The organism is Nocardioides cavernae, assembly GCF_016907475.1.
In the GTDB taxonomy this organism is placed as follows: domain Bacteria; phylum Actinomycetota; class Actinomycetes; order Propionibacteriales; family Nocardioidaceae; genus Nocardioides; species Nocardioides cavernae.
On the sequence record NZ_JAFBCA010000001.1, the window covers coordinates 850,683 to 865,877 of the forward strand.

Consider the following 15,195-nt stretch of genomic DNA (forward strand, 5'->3'; position numbering starts at 1 on the left):
CCGGGGATCACTGGAGCGGGCGGGACGGGGTGGAATGCCGCACCCCCGACAATGGTTCACCCTTCAACCAACCAGGAGGGCGGGACCGATGCCTGACTTCGACTTCTCCGTGCTCGGCACGCGCGAGCACCCCACGCTGGGCCTCGACACGTTCGGCGACGCCCCGCTCGACGGCGCGCCGGCGAACCATGCCGAGACGCTGCGGCAGACCGTCGCGGAGGCGGTGCTCGCGGACCGCGTCGGCGTCGACTACATCGGTCTCGGCGAGCACCACCGCCCCGACTACGCCATCTCGGCGCCCGACGTCGTGCTCGCCGCGATCGCCGGGCAGACCGAGCGGATCCGGCTCGGCACCGGCGTCACCGTGCTGTCCTCCGACGACCCGATCCGGGTCTACCAGCGCTTCGCCACCCTCGACGCGGTGAGCAACGGCCGCGCGGAGGTGCAGCTGGGCCGGGGGTCGTTCATCGAGTCGTTCGGCCTCTTCGGGCTCGAGCTGTCCGACTACGACCGGCTCTTCGCCGAGAAGCTCGACCTCTTCGCCGCGCTCCAGGACGAGGGCCCCGTGACGTGGGAGGGCACCGTCCGCCCGCCGCTGGTCGACCAGCGGGTCTACCCGACCACCGCCGCCGGCCGCCTGCCCGCCTGGATCGGCGTCGGCGGCACACCGCAGTCGGTCGTGCGCGCCGCGCAGTACGGCATGCCGCTGATGCTCGCCGTCATCGGCGGCTCGCCGGCGGGCTTCGTCCAGCTCGCCGACCTCTACCGCGAGGCGCTCGGCCGGATGGAGCTGCCCGAGCTGCCGATCGGCATGCACTCCCCGGGACACGTGGCAGCCACCGACGAACAGGCCCGCGAGCAGCTCTACCCGAACCAGGCCGAGCTCTACACCCGCATCGGTCGCGAGCGCGGCTGGCCGCCGTACTCCCGCATCCAGTTCGAGCAGGCGGCCTCCCGGGAGGGCGCGCTGTTCGTCGGTTCGCCGGAGACGGTCGCGCAGAAGATCGCGTGGGCGGCCCGGACCCTCGGCCTGAGCCGCTTCCAGCTGAAGTACTCCGTCGGCTCGCTGCCGCACGACCAGCGGTTGGAGTCGGTGCGGCTCTACGGCGAGGAAGTCATCCCGCGGGTCCGCGAGCTCCTGCGGGCGGACTCCTAGAGGCGTCCTCCTAGGCTGACCCGCATGCGCGCCTGGATCCAGCGATCGCTGTGGGACGTCGTCCCGCGCGACCAACGAGACACCCCGGAGGCCTTCCGTCGTCGCCAGGTCGTCGCGGCGGTCGTCGTGCTCGTCGGTGCGGGTGTCCTCGGCTGGTCGCTGCGGCTCGAGCCGGGCGGCAACCTCTTCTACGTCGCGGCCGTCGTGCTGGCCGGGGTCTGGGCCGCGGGCGCGTTCCTCTCGGGTCGGCTCCACCTCGGCCGCATCGCCGGGGACGGCGAGGTCTTCATCCGGCCGATCCTGGCGCCGATCATGCTCGGCCTGCTGCTCGTCGGAGCCTTCGTCCTCGGCTCCCTCGTGGTCCGCGAGATCGATCCCCTCGCGGACTACGTCAGCAGCGTCCTGGAGTACGCCGACCAGGGCTCGCTGACGATCCTCGCGGCCATCACCTTCGTCAACGGCATCGCCGAGGAGCTGTTCTTCCGCGGCGCGATGTACGCCGCGATCCCGCGCCACCCGGTGCTCTGGACGACGCTCGCCTACGTCGTCGCCACGCTCGCGACCGGCAACGTCATGCTCGCCTTCGCCGCGATCCTGCTCGGCACCGTCTGCGGTCTCGAGCGACGGGCCAGCGGCGGGATCCTCGCGCCGATCCTGACCCACATCACCTGGTCGCTGTCGATGCTCTTCCTGCTACCGCTGCTCTTCTGACCCGCGCTCGGCCGCCGCCCGGTCGGCCAGCGCGCGGCGCACGGACTCGCGGTAGGTCAGCGGCTCGCCCGGCACGACGTCGCGGATCGAGGTGTCGCGCACGACCACCTCGGTGGACATCGAGTCGATCAGGTTGCGCCCGGTCGTCACGTCGACGTCGGTGACCAGCGCCAGCCAGTACGACGACAGGCGAGGCGTGAGCAGCGGCACGACCACGATCGGGATCTGGCGTCCGTCGCTCTCCTCGTTGGCGACCAGGAGCATCTCCCGGTAGGTGAGCTGGTCGGGCCCGCCGATCTCGAAGACCCGGCCGAGGGCGTCGGGGTGGTCGACGACCCCGGCGAGGTAGCGCACCACGTCGTCGATCGAGATGGGCTGGGTGCGCGTGCCGACCCACTTGGGCACGACCATCGCCGGCAGGTTCTTGACCAGCTGTCGGGTGAGCTCCCACGAGATGCCGCCGTGGCCGACGACGATCGCCGCGCGCAGGACCGTGACCGGCACCCCGTCGCCGCCCAGGAGCTCCTCCACCTCACGCCGCGAGCGCAGGTGGGCCGACAGGTCCTGGTCGTCGTCGCCGAGCCCGCCCATGTAGACGATCTGCTTCACCCCGGCCGCGGCCGCCGCGGCGCTGAAGGTGCGCGCGGCGTCCGCGTCCTTGCGCTCGAAGTCGGGGTCGTCGAGCGAGTGGACGAGGTAGATCGCCACGTCGACGCCGCGCAGCGCCTCGTCGAGCGAGGACCGGTCCGACACGTCGGCGCCGACCGGCTCACCCTGGCCGTCGTACGACTCCGGGCGCCGGGTCATCGCCCGGACGTCGTGCCCGGCGTCGAGCAGGGCGGGGACGAGGCGGCGGCCGATGAAGCCGGTGGCGCCGGTGACGAGGACGGTGACCATGCCTCCACTCTGTCAGCCGACCCTGCACGCGGGCCTCGTCCCGGCTCATCCGGACCGGGAGGCGGTCTTCCTGCGGGCGTCGAGGCGCGCCATCGTGGGCGTCGCCGTCGCCCCGTGCAACAGGACGGAGACCACCACGGTGAAGGCGACCGTCGACCACAGCCAGGCCTCGCCGGGGACGTGCTCGTGGCTGACGGCGTACGCGAGGTAGAACAGCGAGCCCACGCCGCGGACGCCGAAGAACGCCACGGCCGCCATCTCGCCGCGGTCGAGTCCGCCGTCGAGGCGTTCGTCGCGGGGCAGCACGCCCACCGCGATCCAGCCTGCCAGCGGACGTACGACGAGGACGAGGGACAGCGCGACGACCACGCCGCGCCAGTCGAGGTGCTCGAGGAGGCCGCGGGTCATCGCCATGCCGAGGACCAGCAGCACGAGCAGGGTCATCAGCCGCTCGAGCCGCTCGACGACTCCGTGCATCGCGCGCTGGTAGGAGTGGCCGTGGTGCGAGGCCCGCAGGCTCATCGCGCACACGAAGACCGCGAGGAAGCCGTAGCCGCTGACGACCTCCGCGGCGCCGTACGCCGCCAGCAGCGCGGCGAGCGCCAGCATCGGCTCGCCGTGGTCGGCCAGGCGGAGCTTGTCGCTGCGGGAGCGGAAGGCCTGTCGGCCGAGCAACCAGCCGAGGGTCAGTCCCACCAGGACGCCGATGACGATCTTGCCGACGACGTACCAGCCCAGCCAGGCGCCCGCGTCGGCGAGGCCGAAGCCGCCGGCGAGGAGGAGCAGCGCCAGGTGCACGAAGGGGAAGGCGAGCCCGTCGTTGAGCCCGGCCTCGGCGGTCAGCGAGAACCGGATGTCGTCGTCCTCGTCGCGGCGACCGGCGTCACCGGTGCCCTCGCCGTCGTCGACGTCCTCGGTCAGCGGCTCGCCCACCTGCACGTCGGAGGCGAGCACCGGGTCGGTCGGTGCAAGGGCGGCGCCCAGCAGCAGCGCGACCGCCGGCGCCAGCCCGGCCACCCACCAGCCGACGAGTGCCACGCCCAGGATGGTCAGCGGCATCGTGACCAGCAGCAGCCGCCACACCGGTGACCAGGTGCGCCACGAGCGCCACGACCGCGGGTCGAGGGTGCGGTCGATCGCGAGCCCGACGCCCATCAGCGAGACCAGCACGGTGAACTCGGTGACGTGGGTGATCAGCGCGTGGTGGTCCTGCGGATCGAGGCTGACCGCATCGTCGAGCGGGAGCAGCCCGATCGCCATGCCGAGGGCGACGAGCACCATCGGCGGTGAGACCGGGATGCGGTGGACGAGCTGGGGCAGGACGATCGCGAGCAGGAGGGAGAGGCCGAGCAGGAGGTAGATCGCACCCCCGGTCATCTCCGCCTGCCGTCGTACGACGCCTGGCTGTCGTCGATCGCCTGCTCGTAGGCCGTCACCAGGCCGGCGATGGTCAGCGGCTTCAGGCGGTGGATGAACTCGCGCAGCTGCTCGGCGGTGTAGCCGGCCTCGCGGAACTGCGGCCACACCTTGGTGCGCACGATCTCCGAGAGCTCCTCGGCGACCTGGCGGCCGTGCTCGGCGTAGACCTCCGCGACCGCCTGCGCGGCATCGGGGGAGATGCCCATCCCGGACAGGCCGCCCGGGACGTCGACGTCGCGGTCCCCGGTGACGGGGGCGAGGAGCGAGAGGTGGCGGGCGATGTCGGACGGCGTGGCGGTGGCCGGGATCTGCTCGACGTACTTCTCGATCGCCGACAGCGTGAAGCCGTGGCCCTGCAGCTCGCGGACCAGCTCGAGGCGGGCGACGTGGTCGGGGCCGTAGTAGCCCGAGCGGCCGCGTCGTACGGGCGAGGGCACCAGGCCGCGCGAGGCGTAGAACCGCACGTTGCGCGCGCTCACGCCGGTGCGCTCGGTCAGCTCGTCCAGGGTCAGCAGGTCGGCGTCGTGCCCCTCCGGCAGGTCGGCATGCAGCTCGGTCTCCACCGGACCATCCTCTCCTCAGCAGCCCCTCCCGCTGGAGACCCCGTCGGGTGGGTGACGCGCGCCACACCTGTTGGACTGTGACAGTAATGGTGTCACAATCAGCCACATGGCAGAAGCATTCGTCTACGACCACATCCGCACACCTCGCGGCCGCGGCAAGACCGTCGGCTCGCTGCACGAGGTGAAGCCGGTGGACCTGGTCGTCGGACTCCTCGACGAGCTCAAGACCCGCAACCCCACGCTCGACCCGGCCCGCGTCGACGACGTCGTGCTCGGCGTCGTGACCCCGATCGGCGACCAGGGCGGAGACATCGCCAAGACGGCCGCGCTCAAGGCCGGCTACCCCGAGACCGTCGCCGGTGTGCAGCTCAACCGCTTCTGCGCCTCGGGCCTCGAGGCCGTCAACCAGGCCGCCCAGCGGGTGCGCTCGGGCTTCGAGGACCTCGTCATCGCCGGCGGCGTCGAGTCGATGAGCCGGGTGCCGATGGGCAGCGACGGCGGCGCCTGGGCGATGGACCCGGCCACCGCGCTGCAGACCGGCTTCGTGCCGCAGGGCATCGGCGCCGACCTGATCGCGACGATCGAGGGCTGGAACCGCGAGGACGTCGACGCGTACGCCGCCGAGTCGCACCACCGTGCCGCCAAGGCGTGGGCCAACGGCTACTTCGACGGCGCCGTGATCCCGGTTCGCGACATCAGCGGGGTCACCGTCCTCGACCGCGACGAGACCGTCCGCCCGGACACGTCCGTCGAGGGCCTCGCCGGGCTCAAGCCGTCGTTCGCGCAGATCGGGCGCGACGCGGGCTTCGACGACGTGGCGCTCGAGAAGTACCACTGGATCCCCGCGATCGACCACGTCCACCACGCCGGCAACTCCTCGGGCATCGTCGACGGCGCGGCCGTGATGGCGATCGGCACCGAGGAGGTCGGTACGTCGCTGGGCCTGACGCCGCGAGCGCGGATCATCTCGACCGCCGTCTCGGGCGCCGACCCGACGATCATGCTCACCGGCCCCGCCCCCGCCGCGCGCAAGGCGCTCGCCCGCGCCGGCCTCGAGGTCGACGACATCGACCTGTGGGAGATCAACGAGGCGTTCGCCGCCGTCGCGATGCGCTTCATGCGCGACATGGGCATCAGCCACGACGTCACCAACGTCAACGGCGGCGCGATCGCCATGGGCCACCCGCTCGGCGCCACCGGCGCGATGATCCTCGGCACCCTCGTCGACGAGCTCGCCCGCCGCGACCAGAAGCGCGGCCTCGCCACGCTCTGCGTCGGCGGTGGCATGGGTATCGCGACGATCGTCGAGCTGGTCTGACGTCTCCCGCTGGGTGGCGGCAGATCGCATCTGCAGGACGGCTGGTCCTGCCATGTGCCGCCACCCCCGCCAGCGGCCCGCCGATGGTGGCGGCAGATAGCAGCCGACTCCCCTCTAGACGTGCAATGTGCCGCCACCATGAGTGGCGCGAAGGAGAACCCAGAGCATGAGCACCACCGACACCCAGACCGCCGTCCGCTACGACCGCGACAGCGACGGCATCGTCACCCTGACGCTCGACGACCCGACGGCCAGCGCCAACACGATGAACGAGCTCTACCAGTCGTCGATGGAGGCCGCCGTCCAGCGGTTGTACGACGAGCAGGCCGACGTCACCGGCGTCGTGCTCACCAGCGCCAAGAAGACCTTCTTCGCCGGCGGCAACCTCAAGAGCATGATGAAGGCGACGCCCGACGACGCCGAGGAGATCTTCGCGATGGGCGAGGCCGTCAAGGCCAGCCTCCGCCGCCTCGAGACCTTCCCCCGTCCCGTCGTGGCTGCCATCAACGGCGCCGCGCTGGGCGGCGGCCTCGAGATCGCGCTGGCCGCCAACCGCCGGATCGCCGTCGACGACCGCTCGGTGAAGATCGGGCTGCCCGAGGCCACGCTCGGCCTGCTGCCCGGCGGCGGCGGGGTCACGCGCGTCGTACGCATGCTCGGGCTCCAGTCCGCGCTGATGGACGTCCTCATGCCCGGCACCCAGTTCGACCCGCAGGGTGCCCTGGGCAAGGGCCTCGTCGACGAGGTGCTGCCGACCCGCGAGGAGCTCGTCCCTGCCGCGAAGACGTGGATCCTCGAGCACCGCGACGACGAGGACGCGGCGAGGAACCCCTGGGACCGCGCGGGCTACAAGATGCCCGGCGGCACCCCCAAGACCCCGGCGCTCGCGCAGTTCCTGCCGGCGTTCCCAGCCCTGCTCCGCAAGCAGACCAAGGGCGCCGTCTACCCCGCGCCGCGCGCGATCATGAGTGCCGCGGTCGAGGGCGCGCAGGTGGACTTCGACACCGCCTCGCGCATCGAGAGCCGCTACTTCACCAACCTGGTCGTCAACCAGCAGGCCAAGAACATGATCCAGGCCTTCTTCTTCGACCTCCAGGCGATCAACTCCGGCTCGCTCCGTCCCCAGGGCATCGAGCGCTGGCAGGCGACGAAGGTCGCCGTCCTCGGCGCCGGGATGATGGGCGCCGGCATCGCCTACTCCTGCGCCCGCGCCGGCATGCAGGTCGTCCTCAAGGACGTCACGCTCGAGGCGGCCGAGAAGGGCAAGGCCTACACCGCCAAGCTCAACGCCAAGGGCGTCGAGCGCGGCAAGCTCACGCAGGACAAGGCCGACGAGCTCCTCGGCCGCATCACGCCCACTGCCTCGCCCGAGGACCTCGCCGGGTGCGACCTCGTCATCGAGGCCGTCTTCGAGGACCCGTCCCTCAAGGCGAAGGTCTTCGCCGAGGTGGCGCCGTACGTCGACGACGACGCGCTGCTGTGCTCCAACACCTCGACGCTGCCGATCACCGGGCTCGCGACGGGTGTCGACCGCCCGGCCGACTTCATCGGGCTGCACTTCTTCAGCCCCGTCGACAAGATGCCGCTGGTCGAGATCATCCGCGGCAAGGAGACGTCCGACGCCGCGCTGGCGAAGGCGTACGACGTCGTGCAGCAGATCCGCAAGACGCCGATCGTCGTGAACGACTCGCGCGGCTTCTACACCTCGCGCGTCATCGGCACCCAGATCAACGAAGGCCTGGCGATGCTCGCCGAGGGCGTCCACCCGGTCTCGCTGGAGCGCGCCGCGACGTCGTCCGGCTTCCCGGTCGGGCCGCTGCAGATCAGCGACGAGCTCAACATGGAGCTGATGGCCAAGATCCGCAAGGCCACCGAGGACGCCGCGTCCCGCGAGGGCATCGACCTCGGCGACTACCCGGCGGGCGAGGTCATCTCCACGATGATCGGCCTCGGCCGGCCTTCGCGGCTCAAGGGCGCCGGCTTCTACGACTACGACGACAACGGACGTCGTACGACGCTGTGGCCCGGGCTCGCCGAGCAGTTCCCGGTCGCGGAGCAGCAGGTCCCGATCCGCGACGTGCGCGACCGGATGCTGTTCATCGAGGCGATCGAGACGGCGAAGTGCTTCGAGGAGGGCGTGATCACCTCCGCCGCGGCGGCCAACATCGGCTCGATCATGGGCATCGGCTTCCCGGCGCTCACCGGTGGCGCGGCGCAGTTCATGACCGGCTGGCAGGCGCTCGACGAGACCGGCCACGGCGTCGGCCCGGTCGGCCTGCAGGCCTTCCTCGACCGCGCCGACGAGCTGGCCGAGGCCTACGGCGAGCGCTTCCGCCCGACGGCGTACCTCCGTGACCTCGCGGCGAAGGGCGAGACCTTCCCCGCCTGACCCGCAGGTCGAGGCGGCGCAAGCTGACCGCCCAGCAGTGTCGAGGCGGCGCATCCTGAGCGCCCAGCGGTACCGAGTCGGCGCATCCTGAGCGCCCAGCGGTACCGAGTCGGCGCATCCTGACGAGGATGCGCCGACTCGACGCGTTTCCGGGGCGAGGATGCGCCGACTCGGCGAGAATCGTGCGGTGAGCCAGACCCCCGCCGTCGTCGTCCGCGACCTGCACGTCCGTTTCGGCGACGTCGAGGCCGTCTCGGGCGTCGACCTGACCGCCGACAGCGGCCGCGCCACCGCCCTCCTCGGGCGCAACGGCGCCGGCAAGTCGACGACCATGAAGGTCCTGGCCGGAGTCGTGCCACCCACCTCCGGCGCGGTCACCGTCGCCGGCCACGACGCCGCCACCGACGCCCTCGGCGTCAAGCGCGCCGTCGGCTACTGCCCCGACGTCGGCGGCCTGGTCCCGCGGGCCACGCCGTGGGAGCACCTGCAGCTCAGCGCGCGCCTGCGGCGGATGGACGACTGGGAGGAGCGCGGACGCGACCTGCTCGAGCGCTTCGAGCTCGGCGACGTCGCGCACCGGGTGGTCGGCGGCTTCAGCCACGGCATGAGCCGCCGGCTCAGCGTCGTACTGGCGGCACTCCACGAGCCGGACGTGCTGCTCCTGGACGAGCCCTTCGACGGCGTCGACCCGCTCGGTGTCGAGGCGACCCTGGAGGTCGTCGCAGACGCCCGCGCCCGGGGGGCCTGCGTCCTGCTCTCCACCCACCTGCGCGACCTCGCGCTCGAGGCCTGCGGCGAGGCGGTCGTGCTCCGCGGCGGCAACCGGGTCGCCGCGATGCAGGCCGGCGACCTCACCGGCGAGGCCTACCGTGCCCTCCTCGACTGACACCGGGCCGCACGCCTGGCTGGAGGCGGCTCGCGACACCCGCCACCTGATGGCGTTCCGCGCGCGGACCGTACGCCGTCGCGGTGCCGCCTTCCTCGGCCTGGCCGTCGTGGTCGTGCTGACCGCGGTCTTCGCGGTGACGCCCTCGCGGGTGGACCTGCGGTCCAGCGGCTCGGCCCCGCTCGAGCGGGCGCTCGCCGCACTCGAGAGCAACCTCGGCGCCGCCTTCGCCGGCTTCCTGCTGCTGGCGGTCGGCGCCGCCATGGGCAGCGGCGGCGGCCGCGAGCTGCTGTCGCGGAGCGAGGCGTCCGTCCACCCGATCAGCCCCGTCACCGAGCACCTCGGCGCCCTGCTGCTCGCCCCGGTCAACCTCGCCTGGATGGTCCAGGCGTGGAGCCTCCTCGCCGTCACCGCGCTGGTCACGCCGCCCGGGCACCTCGTCGGCGCCCAGCTGGTCGTCCTGGCCTGGGTCCTCGCCGCGACGGCCCTCGGGCAGGCCGCCGGCTGGGCCGTGGAGGGCGTACGACGCACCACCCGCGGCGTGCTCGTCGTACGCATCGGCGCCGGTGCGATCGTCGTCGTCCTCGCCGCGCTCCACCTCGCCGGCCTGCTCGCACCGCTCGCGAGGTCGCTCCCCACCACGTGGCTCGCGGACACCGCGCAGACGGGGCGCTGGCCGTTGGCCCTCGGGGCGCTCCTCCTGCTCACGGTGACCGGGCTCGTGCTCGGCGCGCGACCCGCCGCCTGGGCACTCGGGCTGCCGCCGCGCGAGGAGCTGCGGGTGCAGTCGGGTGTGCACGAGGCACGCCACGTGCCCGAGCCGCGCTGGGGCTCCGCCGACCGTGCCCTCCTGCGGCGCCTCGACCGCGGGTCGGTGTGGCGCTCGGTGGGCATGCGCCGCGGACTGATGGTCCTCGGGATCGGCCCCGGCCTGGTCGCGCTCGTCGCCGGACTCGAGTGGGGGACGGTGCTGCTGCTCCCCGGCCTGACCGCGAGCGGCGCCGCGCTGCTCTTCGGCGTCAACGCCTGGTGCCTCGACGGCACGGGCATGGTCTGGCGCGAGACCCTGCCAGTGTCGCCCGCCGACGTGTTCGACGTACGCGCCCTGGTCGTCGCCGAGTGCATGGCGGCCGTGTCGGGGGTGACCGTCGTGCTCGCGCTGCTGCGCAACGGCCTGCCGCCGCTCGTGACCGGCGTCGCCGTCGCGTCGTGCTGGCTGGTGGTCCTGGTGCAGGTGCTCGCGATCGTGATGACCTGGTCGGTCCGCTCGCCCTACTCCGTCGACCTGTCCTCGCCCCGCGCGACCCCCGCGCCGCACGCGGCGATGGCCGGCTACGCCGGGCGGCTCTCGCTCGTCACGACCCTGACCGCGATGCTGTTCACCGGCCTCACCGCGCTGCCGTGGGCCTGGGCGCCCGCCGTGGTGGCCCTGCCCTTCCTCGCCTGGTCGACCCGCCGCCTCCTCCGCGCCCGCCGTCGCTGGCTGGCCGAGGACGAGCGCGCACGGGTGGTGCTGACGGTCGCCGCCGTCTGAGGCGTACTGCGTCATACGGATCTGCACCAATGGGTCTTGCTTCGCATGACGTTGCCCCCGTGGCTCGGGTCTGCGTCATACCGACCCGCACCCATATGTGCGACTTCGTATGACGCAGCGGCCGCAGTCCAACACGCGCATGCATACGTGGTATATATACCCGGTATCCATCGACCGACGGGGGCGGTGGAGGGACCACGGAGGCGCGGATGTCGATCCGGCAGGCGATGCTGGCGATCCTGGAGCAGGGGCCGATGTACGGCTACCAGCTGCGGGCGGAGTTCGAGCAGCGGACGGGGGAGACCTGGCCGCTCAACATCGGGCAGGTCTACACGACCCTGACCCGGCTCGAGCGCGACGGACTGGTCGAGGTCGTCGGGCACGGGGGTGCCGACGAAGGAGACGAGCCCGCCGACCAGGCCAGCAGCGACCGTCAGCACGTCAGCTACCGCGCCACCGAGGCGGGACGGGGCGAGGTGTCGGAGTGGTTCGCCACCCCGGTGCCTCGCACCCAGCCCCCGCGCGACGAGCTGGCGATCAAGCTCGCGATCGCGGTGACCCTGCCCGGCACGGACGTCGGCACGATCATCCAGCGCCAGCGCAGCGCCACCATGGCCTCGCTGCAGGACTACACCCGGCTCAAGCGCTCGGGCCGCGCCGCCCGGCCGGAGGAGCCCGCCGACCTCGCCTGGAGCCTGGTCCTCGACTCGCTCGTCTTCGACGCCGAGGCCGAGGTGCGCTGGCTCGACCACTGCGAGGCGAGGCTGCGGCGCGCCGCGACCGAGCGCGAGGTCGTACGCCGTGACGCGCCCGCCGCGACGAGCACCGAGGGGGCCGCCCGGTGAACGCCGTCCTCCACCTCGCCGCCGTCACCCGCGTCCACGGCGAGGGCGCCACCGAGGTCCACGCGCTGCGCGGGGTGACCTTCCGCGCGCACCCCGGCGAGCTCGTCGCCGTGATGGGGCCGTCCGGCTCCGGCAAGTCGACCCTGCTCACCCTGGCCGGCGGGCTCGACGCCCCGACCTCCGGCTCGGTCTGGATCGAGGGCACCGACCTGGCCTCGCTCGACAACGCCGGGCGCGCCCGGATGCGGCGTACGTCGGTGGGCTACGTCTTCCAGGACTTCAACCTCATCCCCGCGCTCACCGCCGCCGAGAACGTCGCCCTCCCGCGTGAGCTCGACGGCGAGAAGGGTCGTGTCGCGCGCCGGCTCGCCCTCGCGGCGCTGGAGGAGGTCGGCATCGTCGACCTCGCCGACCGCTTCCCCGACGAGATGTCGGGCGGCCAGCAGCAGCGCGTCGCGATCGCCCGCGCGATCGTCGGCGACCGCCGGCTGATCCTCGCCGACGAGCCCACCGGTGCCCTCGACACCGACACCGGCGAGGAGATCCTGCGGCTGCTCCGCGCCCGGTGCGACGCCGGCGCGGCCGGGGTGATGGTGACACACGAGGCCCGGCACGCGGCGTGGGCGGACCGGGTGGTCTTCCTGCGCGACGGCGTCGTGGTCGACGAGACCGGCGCCGACGAGCCGGAGACGCTCCTCGCCGAGGAAGCGGGTCGATGAACACCCCGACGCGCGCCCCCGGACGTCGCCGCGGGAACCCCGTATGAAGGGCTGGCGACCGGCCCTGCTCATCGCCTGGCGCGACGCCCTGCGCCACCGGGGGCGCAGCGCGCTCGTGCTGGTGATGATCAGCCTGCCGGTGCTCGCCGTCAGCGCCGCCGCGGTGGTCATCCAGACCGCCGACGTGAGCGGCGTCGAGGGCGCGGACCGCCGGCTGGGCGCGGCCGACGCCCGGATCCGCACCGAGGGCCGCGGGCGCGTGTTCCAGAGCCCCGACCCCATGGGCGGCATGTGGGGACAGCTCGAGGAGATCGACACCGACGCACCTCCGACCGACGACGACGTACGCGCCCTCCTGCCCGCCGACGCCCGGCTGCTGCCGATCACCAGCGGCTGGTCCCGCGCCCGGCTGGACGACCGCCTCATCGACTTCTCGACCACCGGCGTCGACCTGACCGACCCGATGGCCGAGGGGCTGTTCGAGCTGGAGACCGGCCGCCTGCCCGACGCGCCCGGCGAGGTGGTGACCAACGCGGCGATGCTCGCCAAGGGCCTCGCGCTCGGCGACACGCTCGATGTCGACGGGACGACGCTCACGCTCGTCGGGGTCGGCGTGGACGCCACGATCCGCGACACCCCGGTCCTGATCGGAGCCCCCGACGACCTCCCGTCACCCGGCGACAACGTGGGCGAGTGGCTCGTCGAGGCCGGGCCGGTGCCGTGGTCGACCGTGCTGGACCTCAACGCGCTCGGGGCGATCGTCACCTCGCGGTCCGTGCTGGCCGACCCGCCCGACGTCGCCTCGACGGCCGAGCAGATGGGGTACGACACCGGCCGCGACGAGCTGCTCGCGGTGGCCACCCTGATCGTCGTGATGGCCCTGATCGAGGTCGTCCTGCTGGCCGGACCTGCGTTCGCCGTCGGCGCGCGCCGGCACGCCCGCACGCTCGCCCTGATCGCCGCCTCCGGCGGCACGCCTGCCCAGGCGCGTCGCGTCATCCTGGGCAGCGGCGTCGTGCTGGGGCTGGTCGCGTCCGCCATCGGTCTCGTGCTGGGCCTCGTGGTCGGGTGGGCGGTCCTGCCGCTCGTGCAGCGCTTCAACAACGAGTGGTTCGGGCCGTTCGAGCTGCCGTGGCGCTACCTGGCCGCCATCGTCGCCTTCGGCATCGTGTCCGCGGTCCTCGCCTCGGTCGTGCCCGCGTGGCTGGCAAGCCGGCAGGACGTCGTCGCCGTGCTGGCCGGGCGGCGCGGCGACCGCAAGCCGCGCGCATCGACCCCGGTCGTCGGCCTGGCGATGCTGGGCGCCGGGATCGCGACGTCCGTCTACGGCGCGGCGACCTCCGACGACAGCAGCGCCGGCGCCTACTGGATCGGCGCGTCCGCCATCGTGTCGGTGCTCGGCATGATCCTGGTGGTGCCGGTCGTGGTGTCGACCGTCGCCCGGCTCGCCCGTCGGCTGCCGCTGACACCGAGGTACGCCGCCCGCGACGCCGCGCGCCACCGCACGCGCACGGTGCCGGCCGTCGCCGCCGTGGCCGCGACCGTCGCCGGCGTCGTGGCGCTCGGCATCGCCACCGAGAGCCAGGAGCTCGCCGACGAGAAGACCTACAGCGCGCAGGCGCCGATGGGCACCGGCGTCCTCGCCTGGACGGCCGCCGTGCTGCCCGGGGAGGAGGCGCCGGACCCGGCTCCGGTCTGGGACCGGATCGAGGCAGCCGTGGCCGAGGCCGCGCCCGGGGTGGACACGAGCGAGCTCCGCGGACCGTCCGAGAGCCTCGCGTCCGGTGGCGGCTGGACCTCGACCACCGTCCAGTCGGCCAACCCTGCAGCGGCCTGCTGCCTGTCCACCTGGGGCCCGCAGGTGGTGGTCGCCGACACCTCGGCCGGGCTCGGCCTCGACGAGGCGATGGCCGCAACCGTCGACCGCGCGCTCGCGGCCGGTCGGGCGGTGGTGCTCACCGAGAGCGTGGAGGGTCGCGACGACGTCACCGTGCGCACCGAGACGTGGCGCGAGGGCAACGACGAGGCCGAGGTCACCCTCGCCGAGACGGTGCCGGCCGAGCTGGTGGCCTGGGGACCGTCGGACCGGCTGCCGGCCCCGACGTCGGCCGTGCTGCCGACCTCCGTCGCCGAGGCCCTGGGCATCGAGGTGTCGACCCTCCAGCTGCGCCTCGCCGGCGACCTGGACCCCGCCGCCGAGACGCGCATCTCCGAGTCGGTGCGGGGCATCGCGGACGATGCCTACATCTACGTCGAGCGTGGCTACGAGCGCCCCCCCGAGGTCGTCGTGGTGCTGCTCGTCCTCGGCGCGCTCGGCGGCGTCCTGATGCTCGGCGGCACCCTCACCGCCACCTTCCTCGCCCTCTCGGACGCCCGGCCGGACCTGGCCACGCTGTCAGCGGTCGGCGCGGCTCCGCGCACCCGGCGACGGGTCGCGGCGTCGTACGCCCTCGTCGTCGGCTTCGTCGGCGCGATCCTGGGCGCCGCCGTGGGCTTCATCCCGGGCGTGGCGATCGCGCAACCGCTGACCGCGCGCCGCGGCGGCTATGCGACCGACACGACCGGTGCGCTGGTCGGCGACCCCGCGTCCTACCTCGACATCCCCTGGCTGCTGGTCGTCACGATCGTGCTCGCCCTGCCGCTGCTGACCGCGGCCGTCGTCGGGCTCACGGCCCGGTCGCGGCTGCCCCTGGTCGCCCGCCTCGACTGACGGACGTCTGACGGGGTGTCGTGCCCACGGCGGCGGTGAGCAGGGCGA

12 protein-coding genes are annotated in these 15,195 nt (G+C 73.2%); 9 read left to right on the forward strand and 3 right to left on the reverse strand.

Annotated elements, in window-relative coordinates:
• Window positions 1-88: 88 nt before the first annotated feature.
• Together JOD65_RS04065 and JOD65_RS04070 are read left to right on the forward strand one after the other, a co-directional pair.
• On the forward strand, window positions 89-1,156 hold the full coding sequence (locus JOD65_RS04065; RefSeq protein ID WP_191193632.1) for an LLM class flavin-dependent oxidoreductase: 1,068 nt from the start codon (window positions 89-91) through the stop codon (window positions 1,154-1,156).
• 24 nt (window positions 1,157-1,180) lie between these two features.
• Window positions 1,181-1,867, forward strand: a complete 687-nt coding sequence (locus JOD65_RS04070; protein WP_191193631.1) for a CPBP family intramembrane glutamic endopeptidase — start codon at window positions 1,181-1,183, stop codon at window positions 1,865-1,867.
• Here JOD65_RS04070 and JOD65_RS04075 read toward each other — a convergent pair.
• Genes JOD65_RS04075 through JOD65_RS04085 form a run of 3 tightly spaced genes read right to left on the reverse strand, consistent with a single transcriptional unit; the run spans window position 1,850 to window position 4,746 of the window.
• Window positions 1,850-2,764, reverse strand: coding sequence for an NAD(P)H-binding protein (locus JOD65_RS04075; RefSeq protein ID WP_191193630.1), 915 nt, complete (start codon window positions 2,762-2,764; stop codon window positions 1,850-1,852). The two genes, JOD65_RS04070 and JOD65_RS04075, sit on opposite strands and share 18 nt — an antisense overlap.
• Window positions 2,765-2,809: 45 nt before the next feature.
• Window positions 2,810-4,141, reverse strand: a complete 1,332-nt coding sequence (locus tag JOD65_RS04080) for a cation:proton antiporter domain-containing protein (RefSeq protein WP_191193629.1) — start codon at window positions 4,139-4,141, stop codon at window positions 2,810-2,812.
• On the reverse strand, window positions 4,138-4,746 hold the full coding sequence (locus JOD65_RS04085; protein ID WP_204810940.1) for a helix-turn-helix domain-containing protein: 609 nt from the start codon (window positions 4,744-4,746) through the stop codon (window positions 4,138-4,140). Before JOD65_RS04085 ends, JOD65_RS04080 begins: the two co-directional genes overlap by 4 nt.
• A 106-nt stretch (window positions 4,747-4,852) precedes the next feature.
• Here JOD65_RS04085 and JOD65_RS04090 point away from each other — a divergent pair, with 106 nt between their 5' ends.
• The 7 genes from JOD65_RS04090 (at window position 4,853) to JOD65_RS04120 (ending at window position 15,147) form a co-directional block, all read left to right on the forward strand.
• Window positions 4,853-6,064, forward strand: a complete 1,212-nt coding sequence (locus JOD65_RS04090; protein WP_191193628.1) for an acetyl-CoA C-acetyltransferase — start codon at window positions 4,853-4,855, stop codon at window positions 6,062-6,064.
• Between the two features lie 166 nt (window positions 6,065-6,230).
• On the forward strand, window positions 6,231-8,453 hold the full coding sequence (locus JOD65_RS04095; protein WP_191193627.1) for a 3-hydroxyacyl-CoA dehydrogenase NAD-binding domain-containing protein: 2,223 nt from the start codon (window positions 6,231-6,233) through the stop codon (window positions 8,451-8,453).
• 187 nt (window positions 8,454-8,640) lie between these two features.
• Window positions 8,641-9,339 (forward strand): ABC transporter ATP-binding protein, encoded by a 699-nt coding sequence (locus tag JOD65_RS04100; RefSeq protein WP_307820923.1) that lies wholly within the window; start codon window positions 8,641-8,643, stop codon window positions 9,337-9,339.
• Window positions 9,323-10,873: a hypothetical protein gene (locus JOD65_RS04105; RefSeq protein ID WP_191193625.1), complete on the forward strand. Its 1,551-nt coding sequence runs from the start codon at window positions 9,323-9,325 to the stop codon at window positions 10,871-10,873. Before JOD65_RS04100 ends, JOD65_RS04105 begins: the two co-directional genes overlap by 17 nt.
• A gap of 209 nt (window positions 10,874-11,082) precedes the next feature.
• A complete protein-coding gene (locus JOD65_RS04110; protein ID WP_191193624.1) occupies window positions 11,083-11,718 on the forward strand; it encodes a PadR family transcriptional regulator in 636 nt (211 codons plus the stop codon).
• Window positions 11,715-12,437, forward strand: a complete 723-nt coding sequence (locus JOD65_RS04115) for an ABC transporter ATP-binding protein (RefSeq protein ID WP_191193623.1) — start codon at window positions 11,715-11,717, stop codon at window positions 12,435-12,437. The genes JOD65_RS04110 and JOD65_RS04115 overlap by 4 nt, the downstream gene beginning before the upstream one ends.
• Before the next feature lie 43 nt (window positions 12,438-12,480).
• Entirely contained in the window at window positions 12,481-15,147 is a 2,667-nt protein-coding gene (locus tag JOD65_RS04120) for an FtsX-like permease family protein (RefSeq protein ID WP_191193622.1), read from the forward strand.
• The last annotated feature ends 48 nt before the right edge of the window (window positions 15,148-15,195 follow it).

Coding starts and splice junctions, on each gene's coding strand:
- JOD65_RS04095 (WP_191193627.1), top strand. CDS start 6,231: ATGAGCACCACCGACACCCAGACCGCCGTCCGCTACGACCGCGACAGC.
- JOD65_RS04090 (WP_191193628.1), top strand. CDS start 4,853: ATGGCAGAAGCATTCGTCTACGACCACATCCGCACACCTCGCGGCCGC.
- JOD65_RS04120 (WP_191193622.1), top strand. CDS start 12,481: ATGAAGGGCTGGCGACCGGCCCTGCTCATCGCCTGGCGCGACGCCCTG.
- JOD65_RS04070 (WP_191193631.1), top strand. CDS start 1,181: ATGCGCGCCTGGATCCAGCGATCGCTGTGGGACGTCGTCCCGCGCGAC.
- JOD65_RS04075 (WP_191193630.1), bottom strand. CDS start 2,764: ATGGTCACCGTCCTCGTCACCGGCGCCACCGGCTTCATCGGCCGCCGC.
- JOD65_RS04065 (WP_191193632.1), top strand. CDS start 89: ATGCCTGACTTCGACTTCTCCGTGCTCGGCACGCGCGAGCACCCCACG.
- JOD65_RS04080 (WP_191193629.1), bottom strand. CDS start 4,141: ATGACCGGGGGTGCGATCTACCTCCTGCTCGGCCTCTCCCTCCTGCTC.
- JOD65_RS04110 (WP_191193624.1), top strand. CDS start 11,083: ATGTCGATCCGGCAGGCGATGCTGGCGATCCTGGAGCAGGGGCCGATG.